Origin of the sequence: Nonomuraea sp. NPDC050328, assembly GCF_044459405.1 — a bacterium.
In the GTDB taxonomy this organism is placed as follows: domain Bacteria; phylum Actinomycetota; class Actinomycetes; order Streptosporangiales; family Streptosporangiaceae; genus Nonomuraea.
Genome location: NZ_JBITIW010000010.1, coordinates 314,625 through 336,202, shown reverse-complemented (window position 1 = coordinate 336,202; position 21,578 = coordinate 314,625). Strand labels below are relative to the sequence as shown.

Annotated in this window: 18 protein-coding genes; 7 read left to right on the top strand and 11 right to left on the bottom strand. The window is 72.5% G+C overall.

Features of this window, described 5'->3' with window-relative positions; genetic code table 11:
• Positions 1 to 19: 19 nt before the first annotated feature.
• From ACIBG7_RS33455 to ACIBG7_RS33435, 5 genes are all read right to left on the bottom strand, one after another.
• Entirely contained in the window at positions 20 to 943 is a 924-nt protein-coding gene (locus ACIBG7_RS33455; protein WP_397338775.1) for an exopolyphosphatase, read from the bottom strand.
• Entirely contained in the window at positions 940 to 1,494 is a 555-nt protein-coding gene (locus ACIBG7_RS33450; protein ID WP_397338774.1) for a DUF501 domain-containing protein, read from the bottom strand. Before ACIBG7_RS33450 ends, ACIBG7_RS33455 begins: the two co-directional genes overlap by 4 nt.
• On the bottom strand, positions 1,481 to 1,843 hold the full coding sequence (locus ACIBG7_RS33445; RefSeq protein ID WP_397338773.1) for a septum formation initiator family protein: 363 nt from the start codon (positions 1,841 to 1,843) through the stop codon (positions 1,481 to 1,483). Before ACIBG7_RS33445 ends, ACIBG7_RS33450 begins: the two co-directional genes overlap by 14 nt.
• 1,075 nt (positions 1,844 to 2,918) lie before the next feature.
• A complete protein-coding gene (gene eno, locus ACIBG7_RS33440) occupies positions 2,919 to 4,196 on the bottom strand; it encodes a phosphopyruvate hydratase (RefSeq protein ID WP_357923241.1) in 1,278 nt (425 codons plus the stop codon).
• A gap of 68 nt (positions 4,197 to 4,264) precedes the next feature.
• Entirely contained in the window at positions 4,265 to 6,232 is a 1,968-nt protein-coding gene (locus ACIBG7_RS33435) for a serine/threonine-protein kinase (RefSeq protein WP_397338772.1), read from the bottom strand.
• Positions 6,233 to 6,373: 141 nt separating this feature from the next.
• Between ACIBG7_RS33435 and ACIBG7_RS33430 the strand changes: the two genes are divergently transcribed.
• Positions 6,374 to 7,195 (top strand): alpha/beta fold hydrolase, encoded by an 822-nt coding sequence (locus ACIBG7_RS33430; protein ID WP_397338771.1) that lies wholly within the window; start codon positions 6,374 to 6,376, stop codon positions 7,193 to 7,195.
• Between the two features lie 3 nt (positions 7,196 to 7,198).
• Here ACIBG7_RS33430 and ACIBG7_RS33425 read toward each other — a convergent pair whose 3' ends face one another.
• Genes ACIBG7_RS33425 through mfd form a run of 3 tightly spaced genes read right to left on the bottom strand, consistent with a single transcriptional unit; the run spans position 7,199 to position 12,252 of the window.
• Positions 7,199 to 8,113 (bottom strand): MazG family protein, encoded by a 915-nt coding sequence (locus ACIBG7_RS33425; RefSeq protein WP_357923236.1) that lies wholly within the window; start codon positions 8,111 to 8,113, stop codon positions 7,199 to 7,201.
• A 1-nt stretch (position 8,114) separates the two neighbouring features.
• A complete protein-coding gene (locus ACIBG7_RS33420) occupies positions 8,115 to 8,732 on the bottom strand; it encodes a SurA N-terminal domain-containing protein (RefSeq protein ID WP_357923234.1) in 618 nt (205 codons plus the stop codon).
• 31 nt (positions 8,733 to 8,763) lie between these two features.
• Positions 8,764 to 12,252 (bottom strand): transcription-repair coupling factor, encoded by a 3,489-nt coding sequence (gene mfd, locus ACIBG7_RS33415; RefSeq protein ID WP_397338770.1) that lies wholly within the window; start codon positions 12,250 to 12,252, stop codon positions 8,764 to 8,766.
• Between the two features lie 138 nt (positions 12,253 to 12,390).
• Here mfd and ACIBG7_RS33410 point away from each other — a divergent pair, with 138 nt between their 5' ends.
• Positions 12,391 to 13,098, top strand: coding sequence for a class I SAM-dependent methyltransferase (locus ACIBG7_RS33410; protein WP_357923230.1), 708 nt, complete (start codon positions 12,391 to 12,393; stop codon positions 13,096 to 13,098).
• On the opposite strand, the gene ACIBG7_RS33405 is transcribed toward ACIBG7_RS33410, so the two are convergent.
• Together ACIBG7_RS33405 and ACIBG7_RS33400 are read right to left on the bottom strand one after the other, a co-directional pair.
• On the bottom strand, positions 13,095 to 14,300 hold the full coding sequence (locus tag ACIBG7_RS33405) for a hypothetical protein (RefSeq protein ID WP_397338769.1): 1,206 nt from the start codon (positions 14,298 to 14,300) through the stop codon (positions 13,095 to 13,097). The genes ACIBG7_RS33410 and ACIBG7_RS33405 overlap by 4 nt on opposite strands.
• Positions 14,297 to 14,806, bottom strand: coding sequence for a SigE family RNA polymerase sigma factor (locus tag ACIBG7_RS33400; RefSeq protein WP_397338768.1), 510 nt, complete (start codon positions 14,804 to 14,806; stop codon positions 14,297 to 14,299). The genes ACIBG7_RS33405 and ACIBG7_RS33400 overlap by 4 nt, the downstream gene beginning before the upstream one ends.
• Before the next feature lie 128 nt (positions 14,807 to 14,934).
• Between ACIBG7_RS33400 and cysC the strand changes: the two genes are divergently transcribed.
• Both cysC and ACIBG7_RS33390 read left to right on the top strand, forming a co-directional pair.
• Entirely contained in the window at positions 14,935 to 16,137 is a 1,203-nt protein-coding gene (cysC, locus tag ACIBG7_RS33395) for an adenylyl-sulfate kinase (RefSeq protein ID WP_357923224.1), read from the top strand.
• Complete coding sequence (locus ACIBG7_RS33390; RefSeq protein WP_397338767.1) at positions 16,134 to 17,045, top strand: sulfite exporter TauE/SafE family protein; 912 nt, start codon at positions 16,134 to 16,136, stop codon at positions 17,043 to 17,045. Before cysC ends, ACIBG7_RS33390 begins: the two co-directional genes overlap by 4 nt.
• On the opposite strand, the gene ACIBG7_RS33385 is transcribed toward ACIBG7_RS33390, so the two are convergent.
• Positions 16,966 to 17,979: a glycoside hydrolase family 26 protein gene (locus ACIBG7_RS33385; RefSeq protein ID WP_397338766.1), complete on the bottom strand. Its 1,014-nt coding sequence runs from the start codon at positions 17,977 to 17,979 to the stop codon at positions 16,966 to 16,968. The genes ACIBG7_RS33390 and ACIBG7_RS33385 overlap by 80 nt on opposite strands.
• 224 nt (positions 17,980 to 18,203) lie before the next feature.
• Between ACIBG7_RS33385 and ACIBG7_RS33380 the strand changes: the two genes are divergently transcribed.
• Genes ACIBG7_RS33380 through ACIBG7_RS33370 form a run of 3 tightly spaced genes read left to right on the top strand, consistent with a single transcriptional unit; the run spans position 18,204 to position 21,576 of the window.
• Positions 18,204 to 19,415: a Wzz/FepE/Etk N-terminal domain-containing protein gene (locus ACIBG7_RS33380; RefSeq protein ID WP_397338765.1), complete on the top strand. Its 1,212-nt coding sequence runs from the start codon at positions 18,204 to 18,206 to the stop codon at positions 19,413 to 19,415.
• Positions 19,412 to 20,683: a hypothetical protein gene (locus ACIBG7_RS33375; protein WP_357923216.1), complete on the top strand. Its 1,272-nt coding sequence runs from the start codon at positions 19,412 to 19,414 to the stop codon at positions 20,681 to 20,683. Before ACIBG7_RS33380 ends, ACIBG7_RS33375 begins: the two co-directional genes overlap by 4 nt.
• The gene (locus ACIBG7_RS33370) at positions 20,677 to 21,576 is read left to right on the top strand and encodes a hypothetical protein (RefSeq protein ID WP_397338764.1); all 900 of its coding nucleotides are present in this window, start codon (positions 20,677 to 20,679) and stop codon (positions 21,574 to 21,576) included. Before ACIBG7_RS33375 ends, ACIBG7_RS33370 begins: the two co-directional genes overlap by 7 nt.
• Positions 21,577 to 21,578 lie beyond the last annotated feature (2 nt).

Here is a 21,578-nt window from a genome sequence, read left to right as displayed (position 1 = left end):
CACGAACTTCGCCCCACGCTCAAGCCAGCGACCAGGCGATGCCGTCCAGGATGTCGTGCTCGCTCACCACCACCTCGCCGAACCCGAACCTCCTGACGATCCGGTCAAGAATCAACGCCCCGGCGCCGATCACGTCCACCCGCCCCGGATGCATCACCCCGAGCGCCGCCCGCTCGTCGTGCGTCATCGCCAGCAGGCTCCGCGTCACCTCGTGGACCTGCGGCGCCGCGATCTTGGAGTGGTGGATCCGCTCCGGGTCGTACTCCGCCAGGCCGAGCGCGATCCCCGCGACCGTCGTCACCGAACCGGCCAGCCCGACCAGCGTCGTCGCCTGCCCGACCGGGATCGTGTCAGCCACCCGGTCAAGCGCCGCCTCGATGTCGGCCACCACCGCCTCCAGCGCACCCGCGCCCGGCGGGTCACCGGCGTCCTTCAGGTGACGCTCGGTGAGCCGGACACAACCGATGTCCACCGAGATCGCCCCCTCGGCGGACCGCTCCCCCACCACGAACTCGGTCGAGCCGCCGCCGATGTCCACCACGAGGTACGGTCCCCCGCCCGCGCCCTCACCCAGCTCACGCGTGGCCCCGGTGAAGGAGAGCTGCGCCTCCTCGCCCCCGGTGACCACCTCGGGCTCGACGCCGAAGATCTCCCGCACCCCGGCCACGAACTCGTCCCGGTTGGCGGCGTCCCGGGTCGCGCTGGTGGCGACCACGCGGGTGGCCACCGCGCCGTGCTGGTCGATCAGCTTGCGGTAGCCCCGCATGGCGGCGAAGGTCCGGTCGAGCGCCTCAGGCGCCAGGCGGCCGGTCCGGTCGACGCCCTGGCCCAGGCGGACGATCTCCATCCGCCGCTCGACATCGGTCAGCGTGCCGTCCGCCAGATCGGCGATCAGGAGCCTGACCGAGTTCGTCCCGCAGTCGATGGCCGCGACGCGGGTCACGCCTCGTCCTCCAGCCGCACCGAGACCATGGTGGTGAAGCTGCCGCTCTCGTCCGACTGCACGCACACGCACGACCCGTCGGCCCACCACTCCGGCAGCAGGTCGAGCGCCTCCCGCCCGAACGGGTTGCTCCCCGGCACCGCCAGCTCGTGCGCCACCAGGGCGTGCAGGCACTTCACCCGCAGCGGCATCCCGCCCGTGCTCTGCGTGCCCGGCGGCAGCGGCTCCACGCCCTCCTCCTGTGCCGCCTTGTCCCGGCGGGCCAGGTAGTCGTCGTGCGCCGCCTGGTAGGCCGCCGCCAGCTCGGGGTCGTCGGCCAGCCTGGCCTGCATCTCCTTCATCACCCCGGCGCTCTCCAGCTTGCCGATCTCCGAGGCGGCCTTCGGGCAAGTCAGGTAGTACAACGTCGGGAACGGCGTGCCGTCCGGCAGCCTGGGCGCGGTCTCCACCACGTCCGGCCGCCCGCACGGGCATCGGTGCGCGACGCCGCGCAGTCCCCTCGGCACGCGGCCGAGCTGGAGCTCTACCGCCTGAATGTCACTGGCTTCCACTTGGTCCCCCCGAATCCGGTTGCCTGGCCGTGTCCACGGCCACCACGGATTCCCACAACGTCTCGTACCACGGCGGTGCCGCGGTGTCCTGCTTGGCCGCCACCGGTCCCTCGTTCTGCTTCGCCTTGGGGACCAGGTAGCACTTCGCGCCCGGATCGCACAGGTGCAGGCGTTCCCGGGCGGCGCGTTTCGTCCAGTTTGGGTCGAGGACCCGGCGTTGCTCCTCCTCCACGCGCAGCCGCTCGGCCTCCACCCGGTCGCGCTCCGCCTCCAGCCTGGCCACGTCCCGGCGGGTGGAGATGTACTCCCGGACGGGGTAGGCGAGGCTCATCGCGATCGCGCACACCACCACGGCCAGGATCGCCGCCCGGCCGGTGAGCTGCGGTCGCCGCGGCCTTCCGGGAGGGTTACCCTTTCCTGCACCGTTCCCGGGCCTGGGGCCCCCGTTGCCGGGGCCGCCCGACCTGGGCCCCCCGTTGCCGGGGCCGCCTGGCCTCGGTGGGCTGCCGGGGCCTCGGGGTGGGCGGGGGGTTGGGTCGGGGGTCTCGGCCAGAGGCAGCAGCTCGTCCTCAGAGCCCGGCCCGCCGTCCCCGGCCGGCCGCCCTTCGGACGCCGCAGCCGCCCGGACCCCGTCCCGGCCCGGTCGGCCGTCGGGGCCCGAGCCGCTCCGGCTCCCGTCCCGGCCCGGTCGGCCGTCGGGGCCCGAGCCGCTCCGGCTCCCGTCCCGGCCTGGTCGGCCCGCCGCAGCGGGGCCCGTCTCTCGTGGAGGGCGGCCCCCGGCTGAGGGAACCGTCTCTCGGGAGGGCCGGCCGGCCGCAGCGGGGCCGCCGTCGCGTGGCGGGCGTCCCGGGGTGGCGGGGTCGCCGTCCCGGAGGGGGCGCTTGGCGGGCGGCGGTTCGGCGTCTCGGGCGGGGCGCCTGGGGCGGCCGCTCGTGGGGGCGGGGCGGTCCGTGTCGTCCTGGGAGTGCGGGTCGGTCCCACGGCCGGAGCCGCTGACCGCCCGCAACCGGCTGTCCCGCCCCGAGCCACCGGCCCGGGATCCAGAACTCCGCGACCCGCCGTCACGACCGGCCCCGCCAGCCGACCGGCCGCCACCCTCACGACCGGAACCACCGGACGATCGGCCGCCACCCACACGGGCGGAACCACCATCTGACCGGCCGCCATCCTCACGAGCGGAGTCGGCGGACAGGTCGGGGAGGTCGGGGAGGTCCGGCCCCGAGCCTCGCCCGCCACCGGTAGACCGCCCACCACCGGAAGACCGTGGGCGGCCTGAGGGGGTGTGGGGGTCGGGTGGGGTGGGTCGGGGCGCCGGGTGGTCTCGACGGTCGCCGGGCCTCGCCTCGTCACTCATGCGCTAGCTCCAGTGTCCGGGTCCGGGGGCACGGCTCGCGCCAGACATGCGGCGCGAGCCGTACAAAAACCTAGCGCCGGAACCGAGGGAAAGCCGCGCGACCCGCGTAGCGGGCGGCGTCGTCGAGGAGTTCCTCGATGCGCAGCAGCTGGTTGTACTTGGCGACCCGGTCGGAGCGGGCGGGCGCGCCGGTCTTGATCTGGCCGCAGTTGGTGGCGACGGCGAGGTCGGCGATGGTGGTGTCCTCGGTCTCGCCGGAGCGGTGCGACATCATGCACCGGTAGCCGCTGCGGTGGGCCAGGTCGACGGCGTCGAAGGTCTCGGTGAGCGTGCCGATCTGGTTGACCTTGACCAGGAGGGCGTTGGCGGTGCCCTCCTCGATGCCGCGGGCCAGCCGCTCGGGGTTGGTGACGAACAGGTCGTCGCCGACGAGCTGCACGCGGGAGCCGAGCGCCTGGGTGATCTTGTTCCAGCCGTCCCAGTCGCTCTCGTCCAGCGGGTCCTCGATGGAGACCAGCGGGTAGGAGTCGACCAGCTCGGTGTAGAAGGCGATGAGCTCGTCGGCGGACAGGCCCTTGCCGTCGATGGTGTAGACGCCGTCCTTGTGGAACTCGGACGCGGCCACGTCGAGGGCGAGGCCGATGTCCTGGCCCGGGGTGTAGCCGGCCTTCTCGATGGCGACGAGGATGAGGTCGAGCGCGTCGCGGTTGCTGGGCAGGTTGGGGGCGAAGCCGCCCTCGTCGCCGAGGCCGGTGGCGTAGCCCTTCTCCTTCAGCACGGACTTGAGCGCTTGGTAGACCTCGGTGCCCATGCGCAGGGCCTCGCGGAAGCTCTCCGCGCCGATCGGCGCGATCATGAACTCCTGGACGTCCACGTTGGTGTCGGCGTGGGCGCCGCCGTTGAGGATGTTCATCATCGGCACCGGCAGGACGTGCGCGTTGGGGCCGCCGAGGTAGCGGAACAGCGGCAGCTCGGCGCTCTCGGCGGCGGCCTTGGCCACGGCCAGGGAGACGCCGAGGATGGCGTTGGCGCCCAGCTTGCCCTTGTTGGGGGTGCCGTCCAGGTCGATCATGATCTGGTCGACGATGCGCTGGTCCTCGGCCTCGACGCCGTGGATCTCGTCGAAGATCTCGTCGGTGACGGCGAGGACGGCCTTCTCCACGCCCTTGCCGCCGTAGCGGTCGTCGCCGTCACGCAGCTCGACGGCCTCGAAGGCGCCGGTGGACGCACCGCTGGGCACGGCCGCGCGGCCGGTGCTCCCGTCGTCGAGGACGACCTCGACCTCGACGGTCGGGTTACCACGGGAGTCGAGGATCTCGCGGGCGTAGACGACCTCGATGGTAGCCACGTCAGGCGCTCCTAAGAGTCGAAGGGCTGTTGCGTCAGCAGCCTATCGAGGTCTACTTGCTGGTACGGCTACCGCCCCAGCGTCCAGGTCCTGACGCGGCCTCCGTCGACCGCCACGGCGACGAGGTCCAGCCCGGCGGCCACTGCGGTGATCTTGTGCCCCGCGGCGAGGAGCCGCCGGGTGCGGCCGTCGGGCGAGTGCACGACCAGCCCGCGCCTGCCGTCCACGACCGTCCCGTCCCCGGCGGTCACGACCAGGGGCCCGCCGGCTTCGACCGGTTCGCCCACGGCCAGGAAGTCGGCCGAGTAGGTCTGGGTGCGCGTCTCGGTGGTCACCGAGAGCCGCCCGCCCTCTAGCACGGTCACCGCGTGCACCGGTTCCGGCAGCACGGTGGTTTCCGGGCCCCGTCGCACCTCGCCGAGGTCGGTGCCGGCCACGATCTGCTCGCCGTCCCACCCGAGGGTGAGGATGCGGCCCTTCACCGTGTGCCGCACCTTCGGCGCGCGCCGGCCGAGCAGGTCGGTCTCGATGATCCTGCCGTCGGCGCAGCCGGCGTAGACCGAGGATCCGGCGAGGGCGAGCCGGGCGGGCCCGCCGCCGCAGTGGTAGAACGGCCCGCTGCGGTCGGCTCGGCTGAAGTAGGTGCGCAGGGTGCCGGTCTCGTCCGTCCAGGCGGTGACGGTGTCGTCGCCCGCCTCGGTCGTCACCGGGCCCGCGGCGACGGTCACGACCTGCCGGGCGGGGCTGAGCGGCAGGTCCTCCCACAGGGATCCGGCGTCCGGGTCCCACAGCTCGACGACTTCCTTGGTCTCGTCGGGGACGACCACGAGCGGCTTGCCGTCCACCTCCGCCACGCCGAGCGCGTGCGCGGTCAGGCCGGAGGAGCCGAACACCCGCCCGGTGCTCGTCTGGGGCTGGGAGGCAGAGGGCTGCGTGATCGGGGTCTGGGCGCCGGGCCGTACCACCGGGGACGTGGTCAGCGTCTGCTCGCGCCACAGGAACGTCCCGGCGAGCATGGCGGCGGCCAGCGAGGCGGCGAGCACGGTCCAGCCGCGCCGGGTCAGCCGTCCGGCCGGCCGCCGCACGTCCGTCGGCTGCTTCCCGCCCGCCCGCCGCTTCCCGCCCGCCGACGGCTTCCCGGCCGACGAATGCTTCCCGGCCGGCGAATGTTTCCCGGCCGGCGGTTGCTTCCCGGCCGGCGGGCGGGGCGCCGCGTGCTGCCCGGCCCCGGTACGGCGCAGCAGCAGGTCCAGGACCTCCTGCGCGTCGGGCCGCCGAGCGGGGTCCTTGTCCAGGCAGGACTCCAGCACCGACCGCAACGGCTCGTGCACCGCGGCCAGGTCGGGCGAGGCGTTGAGGATGCGGTGCATGACCGCGGGGATCGACTCCCCGTGGAACAACGACCGCCCGGAGGCCGCGTACCCGATGGTCGCCGCCCAGGCGAACAGGTCGGAGGCCGCGCTCGCCGGCTCCCCGGCGATCTGCTCGGGCGCCATGTACCCGGGCGTCCCGATGATCGAGCTGGTCCCGGTGGTGGCGGCGTCGGCGGTCCTGGCGATGCCGAAGTCGATCACCCGCGGCCCGTCCGGCCCGAGCAGCACGTTGCCCGGCTTGAAGTCGCGGTGCACGATCCCCGCGCCGTGGATGGCGGCCAGGGCGGTGGCGGTGCCCACGGCCAGCCGGTCGAGCTCGCCGCCGCGCAGGGGCCCGCGGGCGGTGACCAGCTCGGCCAGCGAGGGCCCGTCCACGTACTCGCTGACCAGGTAGGGCCGTTCCTCGTCGAGCCCGGACTCCAGGACGCGGGCCGTACAGAAGCCGGCGATCCTGGCCGCGGTGGCGGCCTCGGCGAGGAAGCGGCGCACGGCCCGCCGGTCGCCGAGCAGGCGGGCGTGCAGGACCTTCACCGCGACCTTGCCGCCGTCTGGGGCCAGGCCCAGGTAGACGGTGCCCTGGCCGCCGTCGCCCAGCACCGAGGTGAGGCGGTAGCCGGCGATCTCCCGCAGCTCGCCACGCCCCAGCGCTCGCGCCCGCGTCATGGGCCTCCCCCGCCTCGTCCCGCATCAGTCAGCGCACGATCCTGACATTCCTCCTAAATTTCCGCGACCTCACCGATGAGTTCCGCGTGTCCCCGCGGTCTCCCCTTCAGACGAACTTCGGCAGGAAGAGGATTGATCAGCATGGAAGCGGTCAACTATCTCGACGTCCCCGGCGCCCGGATCTGCTACGAGGTGCGCGGCAACGGCCCGGTCCTCGTGCTGGCCGGCTCGCCGATGGACGCCCCGTCCTTCGCCGCGCTGGCCGAGCTGATGGCCGACGAGCACACCGTGGTGACCCTCGACCCGCGCGGCGTCTCCCGCAGCACGGTCACCGACCCGGAACAGGACACCACGCCCGAGCTGCGCGCCGACGACGTCGTGGCGATCCTCGACGCGCTGGGCGCCGACACCGCCGACTTCCTCGGCAGCAGCGGCGGCGCGGTCACCGGGCTCGCGCTGGCCGAGCGGCACCCGGGCCGGCTCCGCGTGCTGGTCGCGCACGAGCCGCCGCTGCTGGAGCTGCTCCCCGACGCCGCCGAGCAGCGGGCGGCGACCCAGCACATCATCGACACCTTCCACCGCGAGGGCGCCGGGGCGGCCATGGCCGCGTTCATGGCCAACGCCGGCTACGACCTCGACCAGATGGAGATGGTGATGGGCGACCCCGAGGAGAAGTCGCCGGAGGATCAGGCCAGGGAGGAGGCCGAGGCCGCCCGTTTCTACAACCACGAGCTGCGCGGCACGGTCAGCCACCGGCCCGACCTGCGGGCGGTGGCAGCGGGCGCGGCCAGGGTGGTCGTCGGGATCGGCGAGGAGTCGGGCCCGCTGGTGACCCACCGCACCTCGACCGTGCTCGCCGAACAGCTCGGCGTCGAGCCGGCGGTCTTCCCCGGCGAGCACGTCGGCTTCGTCACCCACCCCGGCGACTTCGCGCAGACGCTGCGCAAGGTGCTGGCCGGCTGAGGGCTAGCGCGACTCCCAGTTGAGCACGCGGTCGCGGTAGGTCAGTGCCGCGGCCCGCAGCTCGGCCTCGGGATCGAGCCCGGCCTCCAGGCAGCGCCTGACCAGGTCGAACAGCTCGCGTGCCACGCCCTGGCCGACCGCGTGGGCCAGCGAGTCGGGCACGCCGGAGCGTTCGGCCCGCTTGATGAGCTGGGCGGTGAGCGAGAGCGCGGGCTGGCCGGTGGGCACGCCGTCGAAGACGTCCTTGTCCGCCCGCTCGGCCGCCTTGATCGCCTCCCAGTTGGCGTTCACGTCGTCGGCCGTGTCGGCCCGGACGTCGGCGAAGACGTGCGGGTGCCGCCGGACCAGCTTGTCGACGATCCCGGCGGCCACGTCGTCGATGTCGAAGTGCTCGGCCACCCGGGAGTGGAAGGCCACCTGCAGCAGCACGTCGCCGAGCTCCTCGCGCAGCCCGTCGAGGTCGTCCATCTCCACCGAGTGCTGGACCTCGTAGGCCTCCTCGATGAGGTACGGCACGAGCGAGGCGTGGGTCTGCTTGCGATCCCACGGGCACTCGGCGCGCAGCCGGTCCATGACCGACACCAGGTCGAGCACGCGCGCCCCGGGCAGGTCGTAGGAGCCGGGCACGACCTCGATCTCGGGCGGCTCGTCGAGCGCCAGCGCGGCGTGCCCGAAGGCGCGCATGAGCTCCTCGGCGGCGTCGAGCCAGACGACGGTCTCGCCGGCGGCCCGCCGCGCGGTCGCCGCCGGGTCGGGGGTCACGACCTGGAGGTCCACCCCCGCCTCCCGCAGGTACGGCAGGGCCGGATGGTCGTCGACCGCGGTCAGCACCGGCCCCGAGGTCAAAAGCTGCCAGGCCCGGTGGCTGAGCAGGCCGGGGGCGACCCGGGGCGAGGTGACGACGACGACGAGCGGCATGTCAGCCCTGCGGGGTCTGCGGCTGGGTCGTGGCGGTGAGCTTGCCGAAGCGGCCGGTGTCCACGAAGCCCTGCTGCTGGGCGTCGAAGGCGCCGTAGCGGGGGTTGTAGGTCACCTTGAACTTCTGGAACTCCTTGCCCAGCGGCTCGGTGGCGCGCTCCTGCGCCGCCTGGTCGGTGCCGCCGCCGAACTTCTGGATCAGCTTCTGCACCGAGATGATGCTGCGCAGGTAGGTGCGGCCGATGCTCGGCGGCACGGCGCTGCGCATGAGCTGCTCGTTGACCGACATGCCCTGGGCCTGCTGCTCGGCCGCGGCCACGAACTGGTCGATCTCCGCCTCGGTGACCTGGACGCCGCTGGCGGCGGCGACCTGGAGCGAGCGGCTGCTGTCGACCATGCGGTAGAGCACGGCCTGGTTGAGGGGGATCCCGATCTCAGCGGGATTGATCTTGGCCGTCTGCATCGCGGTCTGCAGCTCCTGGACCCTGGCGTTGAGGTCCTGGGCGGCGATGCGCTCCTTGCCGACGACGGCCGCGGCCCCGGCCTCGACGGGCGTGGAGCAGGCGGTCAGCGCGATACCGGCCGTCAGCGCGGCAGCGGCCATACGAATCGACTTCACGGTAAGAGTTCCCTTTCCGAACAAACCGCGGCTAGCTTACCCGTGCGGGCTCGAGGAACATCGCCTCGACCAGGTCGCCGCACCATTTGAGCAGATCCAGGTCGCGCAGCGGCTGCCCGCCCACCGGTTTCGTCTTGGGCACCGGCACGAGCAGGGTCTCGGCGGCCTGCTTGTGGATCGCGCTCTTGTACAGCCGCTGGAGGCGCACCTGCTGCGACTCCTTCAGCACGACCGGGCTGAACTTGATGTTGGCGCCCTGGAGCACCACGTCGGTCAGGCCGGCCCTGCGGGCGTTGATCCGGAACCTGGCGACGGCCAGCAGGTTCTCCACCTGGACGGGCGGCTTGCCGTACCGGTCGGTGAGTTCCTCGCGCACGGCGGCGATGTCCTCCTCGGAGGCGATGGCCGCGATGCGCTTGTAGGCCTCCAGGCGCAGCCGCTCCGAGGTGACGTAGTCGTGCGGGATGTGCGCGTTGATCGGGAGCTCGACCCGCACGTCGGGGCGCTCCTCCGGCTCGCTCTCGCCGGAGAGCTTGGCCTTCTGCTCCTGGACCGCCTCGGCCATCAGCCGGACGTAGAGGTCGAAGCCGACGCCGGCGATGAAGCCGGACTGCTCGGCGCCGAGCACGTTGCCGGCGCCGCGGATCTCCAGGTCCTTCATCGCGACGTACATGCCCGCGCCCATCTCGGTGTGCTGGGCGATGGTGGCCAGGCGCTCGTGCGCGGTCTCGGTCAGCGGGCGCTCGGGCGGGTAGAGGAAGTAGGCGTAGCCGCGCTCGCGGCCCCGGCCGACCCGGCCGCGGAGCTGGTGGAGCTGGGACAGGCCGTAGTTGTCGGCCCGGTCGACGATGAGGGTGTTGGCGTTGGGCACGTCGAGGCCCGACTCGACGATGGTCGTCGAGACCAGCAGGTCGTACTCGCGCTCCCAGAAGCCGACCATGATCTGTTCGAGCTGGTGCTCGTTCATCTGGCCGTGCGCGACGGCGATGCGCGCCTCGGGGACGAGTTCCTTCAGCCGGGAGGCCACCTTGTTGATCGAGGCGACCCGGTTGTGCACGAAGAAGATCTGCCCGTCGCGCATCAATTCCCGGCGAATGGCTGCGGCGATCTGCTTTTCGTCGTAAGGCCCGACAAAGGTCAGAATCGGGTGCCGCTCCTCCGGCGGCGTGAGAATGGTGGACATTTCACGAATTCCGGTGAGGCCCATCTCCAGGGTCCGCGGAATCGGCGTGGCCGACATCGCCAGCACGTCCACTTGGGTGCGCAGGTGCTTCATCGCCTCCTTGTGCTCGACGCCGAAGCGCTGCTCCTCGTCGATGATGATCAGCCCGAGGTTCTTGAAGCGCACCTCCGGGTTGAGCAGCCGGTGCGTGCCGATCACCACGTCGGTCTTGCCCTCGCGCAGCTCCTCCAGCGTGTTCTTGACCTCGGCGTCGGTCTGGAAGCGGGAGACCGGCTTGACGGTCACCGGGAAGTTGGAGAAACGCTCGTTGAAGGTGGACAGGTGCTGCTGCACCAGCAGCGTGGTCGGCACCAGCACGGCGACCTGCTTGCCGTCCTGGACCGCCTTGAAGGCCGCGCGCACCGCGATCTCGGTCTTGCCGTAGCCCACGTCGCCGCAGATCAGCCGGTCCATCGGGACCGGGCGCTCCATGTCGCGCTTGACCTCGTCGATCGCCTCGAGCTGGTCGCCGGTCTCGGCGTAGGGGAAGGCGTCCTCCATCTCGCGCTGCCAGGGCGAGTCGGGCGCGAAGGCGTGACCGGGCGAGGCCATCCGGGCGCTGTAGAGCCGGATCAGCTCCCCCGCGATCTCCTTGACCGCCTTCTTCGCCCGCGACTTGGCCTTGGCCCAGTCGGCGCCGCCCATGCGGTTGAGCGTGGGCGCCTCGCCGCCGACGTAGCGCGTGACCTCGTCGAGCTGGTCGGTCGGCACGTAGAGCCGGTCGCCCTTGGCGTACTCGATCACCAGGTACTCGCGGGTGGCGCCCTGCACGGTGCGCTGCACCATCTCGACGTAGCGGCCCACGCCGTGCTGCTCGTGCACGACGAAGTCGCCCACCTTGAGCTGCAGCGGGTCCACCATGTTGCGGCGGCGCGAGGGCAGCCGGCGCATGTCCTTGGTCGAGGCCTTCTGGCCGACCAGGTCGAGGTGGGTCAGCACCGCCAGGCCGGGCGTGATGAATCCGTGCTCCAGCAGGCCCGTGCTGACGTGCACGATCCCCGCCTCGGGCGCGCGGTCGATCGACTCCTCCAGCCGCGCCGGCACGTCCACGCCGCGCAGCAGCTCGACCATGCGCTCGGCGGGCCCGTGGCCCTCGCTGAGCAGGACGACCGCCTTGCGCTCGGCCAGCCAGCCCTTGATGTCCTCCAGCGCCTTGCGCGTGTCGCCGCGGTAGGCCTCGCTGTCGTGCGCCTCCAGTTCGACGCCGGTGCCGAAGGGCGCGATCGACCACCAGGGCAGGCCCAGCGCGTCGGCGTGCTCGCGCACCTCCTCCAGCGAACGGAACGCGGCCGCGTCGAGGTCGATGGGCGCCTCGCCGCCGGCCGCCGCGTTGATCCACGACGCCTCCAGGAACTCCTGCGAGGTGCGGACCAGCTCCTCGGCGCGCCCGCGGATGCGCTCGGGGTCGCAGACGAACACCGCCGACTCCTTGGGCAGGTGGTCGACCAGCAGGTCCATCTCCCCCGCCAGCACCGGCGCGAAGGCCTCCATGCCCTCCACCGGCGAGCCCTCGGCGAGCTGGTCGAGCACCTCGGCCAGCGCCGGGTGCTCGCGCGACAGCTCACGGGCCCGCTCCCGTACGGCAGGCGTCAGCAGCAGCTCGCGGCACGGCGGCGCGAACAGCCCGTCCACCGCCACCTCCAGCGAACGCTGGTCGGCCACCTTGAACCAGCGGATCTCCTCGACGGTGTCGCCCCAGAACTCCAGCCGCAGCGGGTGCTCCTCGGTCGGCGGGAAGACGTCGAGCAGCCCGCCGCGCACGGCCACCTCGCCGCGCTTCTCCACCATGTCCACCCGGTGGTAGCCGTTCTCCACCAGCCGCTGGACCACGTCGTCGAGGTCGGCGTCGTCGCCCGCGCGCAGCCGGATCGGTTCGAGGTCCCCCAGACCCTTCACGATCGGCTGCAGCAACGCGCGCACCGGCGCGACGATCACGGTCAGCGGCCCGGCCGCCAGGTCGCCCTCGACCGGGTGCGCCAGCCGCCGCAGCACGGCCAGCCGCTGGCCGACGGTGTCGCTGCGCGGGGAGAGCCGCTCGTGCGGCAGGGTCTCCCAGGCCGGGAAGACCGCGACGGTCTCGGGATCGATCAGCGAGGTCAGCGCGGAGGCGAGGTCTTCCGCCTCGCGTCCGGTGGCGGTGACCGCCAGCACCGTGCGCCGCTCGCGCCCGGCGAGCGCCGCGACCGCGAACGGGCGCAGCGCGGCAGGCGCGATCAGCGCGGCGTCCCCGCCCGCGTCGAGCGCGTCGGCCAGTTTCTGGTCGGCGGAGACGAGATCAAGAAGACCGGAAAGACTCATGCCCACAGCCCCACGATGGCAACACGACCACCCCCGGCCAGGACGGACACGGGGGTTCTGGTGTCCCAGACTATCCGGTGGCCGCCCAGGAGCGAGAAATCCCGCACGAAACGACAGCGAATGACTACTGTGGGTGACATGTCTGAGGTGCGCCTGACAGGGGATCTTTTCGGCCAGCGGATCCGCGAGCAGTGGACCGAGCAACTGGGCCGGCGGCTCGACGTGCTCCACGCCGGGTGCGCGTACGGCCACGGCCTCGACCTCGAACGGATCGACGCGCGCGTCACCGCCGTGGACGAGGACCTCGCGCCGGTACGCGAGCAGCTCGAACGGAGCGACGACGTCGACGCCTGGAGTCTCGGCGACCTGCGGTCGGTGCCGATCCCGCCACGCTCCTTCGACGTCGTGCTCATCTCGTTCCTGCTGGAGCGGATCCAGCACACCGAGCTCGTGCTCGACCGCATGCTCAACGGGCTGCGGCCGGGCGGGCTGGTGCTGCTGCGCATGCGCGACCGCGGCTCGGCCTACGGCTTCTGCGACCGCGTCGTGCCCGGCTGGGCGCGGCGGCTGGCCTGGCCGTACGTGGTGATGGACGGCACGCCCGGCCCGCTGCCGGCCTGCTACGAGCCGGTGACCTCACGCGACGGCATCCACGCCTTCTGCCTGACGCGCGGGCTCATGGTCACCGACGAGGAGCGGACCACCGGCGGCCCGGCGATGGGCCGGCTGGGTTCCGCGGCGGTGGGCCTGGTGGACCGGATGAGCCGAGGCCGCTACACCTCGGCCCACGACGAGCTGTCCATGGTCATCCGCAAGCCGCAGAACCACTTCGCCCGGCTGATCTAGCGGCGCGTCAGCACGGGGTACCAGCGGCCTTCGTCGCCCTTCTGGTAGGTCGACAGCTCGGTCACCTTCTTGCCGTCGACGCTGGTCATGACCAGGCTGCTGTGGAACTCGTTCGAGCACTTCCGGTAGCAGCCCAGGCCGATGACGTTCTCGTCGTCGGCCCAGGCCCACTGCTGCAGGAGCCGCTGCTCGCCGAGGACGGCGCCGTCCCTGCCGACGACCTTGGTGGGCAGGCCGTCGCCGGTCAGCAGCTTGGTGCCGTCCGGCGACCAGCGCGGCTCGCTGCGGTAGGAGTCGGCGGTGGCCTTGTCCGGCGCCTCGGCGGGCGCACCGTCGAGGGTGAGGTAGACCTTCGCGGGCTGGGTGGCGGTCGGCATCCACAGCAGGACGCCGTCGTGGCTCCAGCCGAGGTCCTGGCGGCGGTTCATGTTGAAGGGCTTGCCCTCGGGGTCGCCGAACTTGCTGTCCTCCATGGACGGCAGCGCGTGGTGCTCGGCGTTCCCGGTCGCCGGGTCGATCAGGTAGTAGCCGGTCCTGACCGGCTTATGCACGTCGGGGTGCTGCTCACCGTCCTTCTGCACCATGTCGGGGTACTCCGAGTAGGTCGTCGCCAGCAGCCGGGAGCCGTCCGGCGACCACACCAGCGAGCCGGCCGGCTGCTCCAGGTCGATCCACCGGAGGACCTCCCTGGTCGTGAGGTCCATGATGCCGACCCGGCGGCCGAGGCCGTCGCCCTCCAGCACGGCGGCCAGGTGGAGTCCCGGGGCGACGTCCACCCAGGCCCAGCCGGTGTCCTCGTAGCCGCCGCTGCGCGGGTCGTACAGCGACCAGCGGCGCTTGACCGGGTCGCCGTTGGACTCCCCGGCCTGGTAGGTGAAGTAGGCCGAGACGGCGTACTGCCCGGCCGCGATCAGCTTCTTCGGCGGGTTGTTCTCGGTGTCGGTCCTGACGTCGGTCTCGGCCGCCGGTCTCGGCGGGTAGGTCACCTCGACGGTGACCGAGGCGGCCGGGTCCGGGGTGGCGGGCTCGCGTTCCGGCACGAAGACGGCCGCCAGCGCCGCCGCGGTCGCCACCGCCGCCCCCACGGCCAGCCAGCGCCCGGGCTTCCTCCGGCGCCCGCGCAGCGCCCGGTCGGCCAGGTCGTGCGGCGTCCTGGCCTCGTCGGCCCACTCGGCCAGTCCCTCGCGAAGCAGGTCGGTCATGCCACGGTCTCCAGTTCCTTGGCCAGTTCTGGGGCGATCTCGCGCAGCCGGGCCAGCGACCGGTGCGCGGTGCTGCGGACGGTGCCGACGGAGACGCCCAGCTCGCGGGCGACCTGCTGGTCGGTGAGGTCCTCGAAGTAGCGCAGCACCAGCACGGTCCGCTGGCGCGGGGTGAGCTTGGCGAGCGCGGCGCGCAACACCATGCGCAGCTCGCTGCGGTGCGCGGGGCCCTCCTGGGCGCGCTCGGGCGGTTCGGCCTGGACGACCTCGCCGCGCCGGCCGGCCGTCCGCCACCAGCTCACCTGCTGGCGGTACATGATCTGCCGGACGTAGGCCTCCGGGCTGTCCACCCGCGCCCACTTGGCGGCGAGCTTGGCCAGCGCGGCCTGGAGCAGGTCTTCCGCCGCGTGCTGGTCACCGCCCGCCAGCAGGTAGCCCAGGCGCATCAACGCGGGGGACCGCGTCGAGACGAACTCGCGGAAGCCTCGCTCCTGTGCGGCGTCCACGATCACCTCCATCGGGGATTGTTGTCACCCTCCCAGACGCGCCAAGTGCGGCCGGACTATGCGTGCCTTCCGTAAGACTTGTCTCAGCGGTTACAGTTGTTTCCTACCAAGTCGATCGGAATAGTTGGATGACACACGCGGAGTGGACCCCCGACGCGCACGAGCTCGCCGACCTGGAGCTGCTGCTCTCCGGCGCCTTCCAGCCGTTGACCGGGTTCATGGGCCACGACGAGGCGCACGCGGTCGCCGAGACCGGCGCTCTGCCCGACGGCACGCCCTGGCCCGCCCCGGTCACCATCCACCTGCCCGACCACCTCGCCGCCGGGTCCGGGACCGAGGAGGTCACCCTGCTCGACCCCGAGGGCGTGCCGCTGGCCGTCCTCACCGTGGCCACCGGGCAGGTCAGGGCGCTGGGGCCGATCGAGCACGGGCCGTTCGCGCGGCTGCGCCGTACGCCCGCGGAGGTCGTCAAGGAACTCGGCGGCCGGCCCGCGCTGGCGGTCACCATGCGCGGCCCCCTGGACTCGCTGACGGAGATCCGGGCCACCGCGCAGGAACTCGACGCCGCGATCCTGCTGCTCCCCCTGGTGTACGGCGAAGCCGGCCCCGCGATCGTCCGGGCGGCGCTGAAGTCGGCCAAGGAGCTCGACGCCACCGTGGTCGCGGTGCCGCTGGCCCCCCGCGAGGACCCGGAGATCGACCTGGAGCTGCGCGAGTACGTCGCGGAGAACTACGGCGCCACCGAGCACCTGCCCGGCCCCGAGCCGATCGTCCTGCCCGGCCCGCCGCACCGCCGCGGCCTGGTGGTCTTCTTCACCGGCCTGTCCGGCTCGGGCAAGTCCACCATCGCCCGCGGCCTGCGCGACGCGCTGCTGGAGGAGGGCTCGCGCAAGCTGACCTACCTCGACGGCGACGTGGTGCGGCAGCTCCTGTCGAAGGGCCTGACCTTCTCCCGCGAGGACCGCGACGCCAACATCCGGCGCATCGGCTTCGTCGCCGCCGAGGTGGCGCGGCACGGCGGGCTGGCCATCTGCGCGCCGATCGCGCCCTACGCCGCGACCCGCGAGGAGGTGCGCGAGCAGGTCGAGGCGGTCGGCGCCGACTTCCTGCTGGTGCACGTCTCGACCCCGCTGGAGGAGTGCGAGCGCCGCGACCGCAAGGGCCTGTACGCCAAGGCCCGCGCCGGCCTGATCCCCGAGTTCACCGGCGTGTCCGACCCCTACGAGGAGCCGGACGACGCCGACCTGGTCATCGACACCACGCACGTCCCGGTCGAGAGCGCGGTCGCCCGCGTCCTCGGCGCCCTGCGCAGCGGAGGCTGGATACGTTGATCGATTTCCCGCTCGTCGCCGGTTCCTTCCTGGTCGCCATCGTCGTGGGGCTGACCGGGATGGGCGGAGGCGCGTTGATGACGCCCATGATGATGCTCTTCTTCAACGTGCCGCCGCTGGCCGCGGTCTCCAGCGACCTGGTGACCTCGGCCGTGATGAAGCCGGTGGGCGGGATGGTCCACCTGCGCCGCGGGACGGTCAACCTGCGTCTGGTGGCCTGGCTGTGCGTCGGGTCGGTGCCGGCCGCCTTCTGCGGGGTCTTCCTCATCCGCGCCTTCGGCGAGGGCGCGGCGGTGCAGGGGGCGGTCAAGTCGGCGCTCGGCGTGGCGCTGCTGCTGGCCGTGGCCGGGCTGGTGCTCAAGACGCTGTTCGGCGACCGGGGCGGCTCGGTCGGCGCACGGGAGATCTCCGTGCGCCCTGTCCCTACCGTCCTGGTCGGCCTGGTCGGCGGGCTGGTGGTCGGGGTCTCCTCCGTCGGGTCCGGCTCGCTGATCATCGTGGCGCTGCTGGCGCTCTACCCCATGCTCAGGGCCAACGAGTTGGTCGGCACCGACCTGGTGCAGGCCGTCCCGCTGGTCACCTCGGCCGCCCTGGGCCACCTGTTCTTCGGCGACTTCCGGCTGGATCTCACCGTGTCGTTGCTGATCGGCTCGATCCCCGGCGTCTACCTGGGCGCCCGGCTGTCGGCCTGGGCCCCCGCCGGGGTGATCCGCGCGCTGCTGGCCTACGTGCTGCTGGCCTCGGCGCTGAAACTGCTCGGCGTCGGCAACACCGCCACCCTGTGGATCCTGGCCGCGGCGGTGCCGGTCGGCGTGCTGGTCTGGCGTCTCAAGGGCGGGGCACCGGCGTCGCGTGGAAACGCCGATCTCGTGCCAGCCTCGCGAACGCCTCAGCCGCCCGCGGAGTGACGTCGAAGCGCGTGTCGCCCCGCGGCGCGCGCGGCGAGTCGAAGTAGACCAGCGCCTTGATCTGCGGGTAGCCGCCGAGCTGAGCCCGCACGGAGTCGAAGAAGGCCGGCTTGAAGTCGGGCTGCCCCGGCCGCTCGAAGGCGCCCCACTCGGCGACCATGATCGGCTTGCCCGGGAAGCGGCGCTGCATCCACCGGTAGAAGCCCGGCCACTGGGCGTACTCCCGGCGCGTCTTGTTCACCAGGCCGCTGAAGTCGGCGACCCGCGCGTCGGCGTAGGGGTCCATCGCCACCCAGTCGACCACGTCGTCACCGGGGTAGAGCCGCTCGAACCACGACTGCGAGGCCCAGTTGGGCGCGCCCATGTAGGTCATCACCGTCACCGCGTTGCGCACGCCGCGCTCGCGCAGCCGGAGCACGACGTGCCGGAACATCGCGGCGTAGTCGTCGGCGGTCATGCCCGAGCCCTCGGCCGGCGAGACGTCGTCCTCCGGCTCGTGGTGGACGGTGAGGAAGAACCGTTCGGGGAAGCGGGTGCGCAGGTGGGCGGCCAGCCGGTCGATCCGGCTGTCGAGCGCGCCCTCGGCGATCTCGGCCCAGGTGTGGTCGAAGGACGGCTTCCAGTTGATCAGGAGCAGCCTCGGCGTCTCCGGGTCACGGGCCAGCTCGATCTCCTGCGCGGTGGGGAAGAGCTCGCTGCCCCGGTGGTAGACGTGCAGGATGTCGGCGCTGCGGCCCATCCGCCGCTCGGCGCGTTCGAGGGCGCGGCGCGGGCGCAGGCCGGTGAAGACCTCCGGCGCCACACCCCACCAGGCGCCGCAGGAGGGGATCAGCTTGGCGGTCGCGACGCATGACTGAGGGGTCACGGTAGGGCGGGCGGCGGTGGCGGTCGGAGCCGCACCACGGGCGCCCGAGCAGGCGGTGGCCGGAATCACCGCCGCAAGAATGCAGGCTATTGTCCGGAAATAAGCCTTTGTCCGCATGAATAACCGGACCTCTTTCTCGGAATTCTCGAAATTCTGGAAATCGGGACAACGTACTCCAGGGCGCTTCGCCGTACCGGAGAAAATCTTCTGTATTGAGTCAGGGAAATGTCGGTCCACCCTATAGTGACCCAGAGTCGTCACTCGACAACGCACTGTACAAGGAATAGTCCTACATGATCCCGTCGCACGGCACGGACCTGGCCGAGCACCTCGCCCTCTTCCGCAGGCGCAGGCTGCTCTTCCTCGCCTGCGTGCTGCTGGGCGGGCTGGGTTCGGCGCTGGCCCTGCAGCTCGTGCCGCCGGCCTACACCGCGACCACGCAGGTGCTGGTCAGCCCGAGCGGGATCCAGGAGCAGAACAACCAGGTCACCGCCCGGCAGCGGGAAGCGCTCAACCTGGACACCGAGGCGCAGATCGCGCAGTCGGCGGTCGTCGCGGCCAAGGCCGCCGAGCTGGCCGGGACCACGACGCTCGCCCGCCCCGAGGTCACCGTGCCGCCCAACTCCGCGATCCTGTCGATCGCGGTCACCGGGCCCGACCCGGCGCTCGCCGCCGCGCACGCGCGGGCCTACGCCAAGGCCTACCTCGCCCACCGCAAGGAGAACGCCCAGGACGCGCTCGACGCGCAGCTCAAGGCGCTCTACACCAAGATCAAGCAGGTCAACGCCTCGCTGACCGAGGTGGTCGCCGGGCTCACCAAGCTCACCAGAGGCAGCGCCGAGCGCACCCTCGCCCTGCACCGGCAGACCGTGCTCAGCCGGCAGGCCACCGTCCTGACCACCAGGTACGACGCGCTGAAGACGGTCGCGGTGACGCCGGGCACGGTCATCAGCCCGGCCGAGCCGCCCGCCGCGCCGAGCCGGCCCAGTCCCCCGCTCTACCTGGGCACCGGGCTCATGGCCGGGCTGCTGGCCGGGACCGGGCTGGCGCACCTGCGCGACCGGCTCGACACCCGGCTGCGCACCGCCGCCGACGTCGAGCGACTCACCGGGCTGGCCGTACTGGCCGACCTGTCGGCACCCGCGCCGGACCCGCACGAGCCGGCCTCCTCGCTGATCGCCTCCTGCCGGGGCGAACGGCTGCTGGTCCGCGCCGTACCCCGCGAGCCGGTCGAGCAGCCGGTGCTGCCCTTCGCGTTGCCGTTCGCCCTGCTCGACGGTTCGAGCGTGCACGACCTCGGGCTGGCCGACGCCGCGGTGCTGCTGGTCACGCTCCGGCGGGCCACCGCCACCGACGTCGCAGCCGCCGCCCGCCACCTTCGCCGCCACGAGGTCCCCGTCGTCGGCGTGATCACCCGCTCCGCGGCGAAGACGCCCGCCGCCCCGCGGCCGTCGGGCCACCCCGGCGAGACCGCCCCGATCCCCGTGGTCACGGACCAGGCATGAAAGGGCCCGCCTGGCCGATCACGGCCCTGCTGGTCGGCTATCCGCTCTGGTGGGCGCTCGGCTTCGGCGGGCTGTCGGTGGTCGTCCTGGCCGTCCCCATGGCCGTCATCCTGTGGCGGCGACGCCCGATCCGGCTGCCCAAAGGCTTCGGCCTGTGGGCGCTGCTGCTGGCCGGCTACCTGATCAGCGCGCTCATGCTGGGCGAGCTGCCGCCCGGCACCTACGGCGAGCTCGGCACCGGCCGCGTCGTCGGCTACCTGATGCGGCTGTCGCTCTACCTGGCCATGCTGGTCATGGTCCTGTACCTGGGCAACCTCACCGAACGCGAGCTCCCGCAGCTCCGGCTGGTCCGGATGCTCGGCGTGCTGTTCTGCACCACCGTCGCCGGCGGCCTGCTCGGCGTGCTGCTGCCGGGCTTCGCCTTCACCTCGCCGGTCGAACGGCTGCTCCCGGACTGGCTCGCCGGCAACTCCTTCGTGCAGAACCTCATCCACCCCACCGCCGCCCAGACCCAGAAGGTCCTGGGCTACGCCTCACCCCGCCCGGAGGCCCCCTTCGAGTGGGCCAACGCCTGGGGCAGCAACCTGTCGGTGCTGCTGATCTGGTTCGTGGTCGGCTGGTGGGTGTACGGCGGGCCGCGCCGCAGGACCTTCACGGCGGTCATGCTCGCGCTGGCCACGATCCCGGTCGTGTACTCGCTCAACCGGGGCCTGTGGATCGGCCTCGGCCTGGCCGTCTGCTACCTGATCGTGCGCGTCCCCCGCACCCGCCTGACGTTGTGCCTGACCGCCGGGGCGGGCGCGGCGGTGTTCCTGCTGAGCCCGCTGGCCCCGCTGGTCGCCCAGCGGCTGGACAACCCGCACAGCAACGACATCCGGGGCTTCACCGTCTCGGCGACGATCCAGGCGGCCGCCCACTCGCCGGTGATCGGCTACGGCAACACCCGCAACGCCCTGGGCAACCACCGCTCGGTCACCACGGGCAAGACCCCGTGGTGCCCGCAGTGCTCCCACCCGCCGCTCGGCAGCGACGGGCAGCTCTGGCACCTGCTCATCACGCAGGGCTTCACCGGAGCCGCGCTCTACGTCGCCTTCTTCCTGGGCGCCGTGCGCCGCCACTGGACGGACCGCAGTCCCATCGGCCTGGCGGGCGTGCTCGTCATGCTCCTGGTGCTGCTCTACATGTTCGTCTACGACGGCCTGGTCACCCCGCTCAGCCTGTACCTCATCTCCTTCGCCCTCCTCTGGAGGAACCAGGCGCCATGCTGACAGATGCCCGACTCCGCCTGCGCTACCTGCGCCAGACGATCAGCCTGCTCTATCCCGGGCCGGGGGCTTGCCGGCCGTACAGTGTGCTGCCGCACGCCGTGCTCCCCCGCCGGCTGGCCCCGCGCCGGTGGTGGCACGCGGCGCTCGGGCCGCGGGTCGACCTGCCCGTCGAGGGGTCGATCGAGAGCCACCTGAGCGAGGTGCTCGGCACGCCGGTGCGCGCGGTCCTGCTGGTCCGCCCTGCCCGGCGGGCCAACCGCAAGCCGATCCTGGAGGCGCACGACGCCTCCGGACTGATCGCCTACGTCAAGATCGGCGACACGCCGCAGACGCGGGCGCTGGTCGACGCCGAGGCCGCCACGCTGGCGCGGCTGGCCGACCTGCCGCTCAAGACCGTGGTGCCGCCGGCCGTGCTGCACCACGGCACCTGGCGCGGGCAGGCGGTCCTGGCGCTCGCGCCGCTGCCCGTCCGGCCGGGCCGGGTGCCTCCCGGGCTGCTCGCCGAGGCGGTCGCCGAGATCGCCTCGACCGGCCCTGGGGCCTGGCACGGCGACCTGTCGCCGTGGAACGTCGCGCCCTCGGCCGACGGGCGGCTGCTGGTCTGGGACTGGGAGCGGTACGAGCTGGGCGTGCCGCTCGGCTTCGACGCGCTCCATCACCACTTCCAGCGCTGCCTGCGCCGGATGGACCCGGCCACCGCGGCACGCGCCTGTCTGGCCGGGGCGCTGCGCACGCTGGAGCCGTTCGGCCTCAGCGCCGCCGAGGCCCGCCGGACCGCGCTCGCCTACCTGATCACACTCGCCGGACGGCACGCCGCCGACGGCCACGAGCCGCTCGGCCCGCCGGACCGCTGGCTCAACCCGCTCGTCGACCACCAGGAGGCACTGCTGTGAAC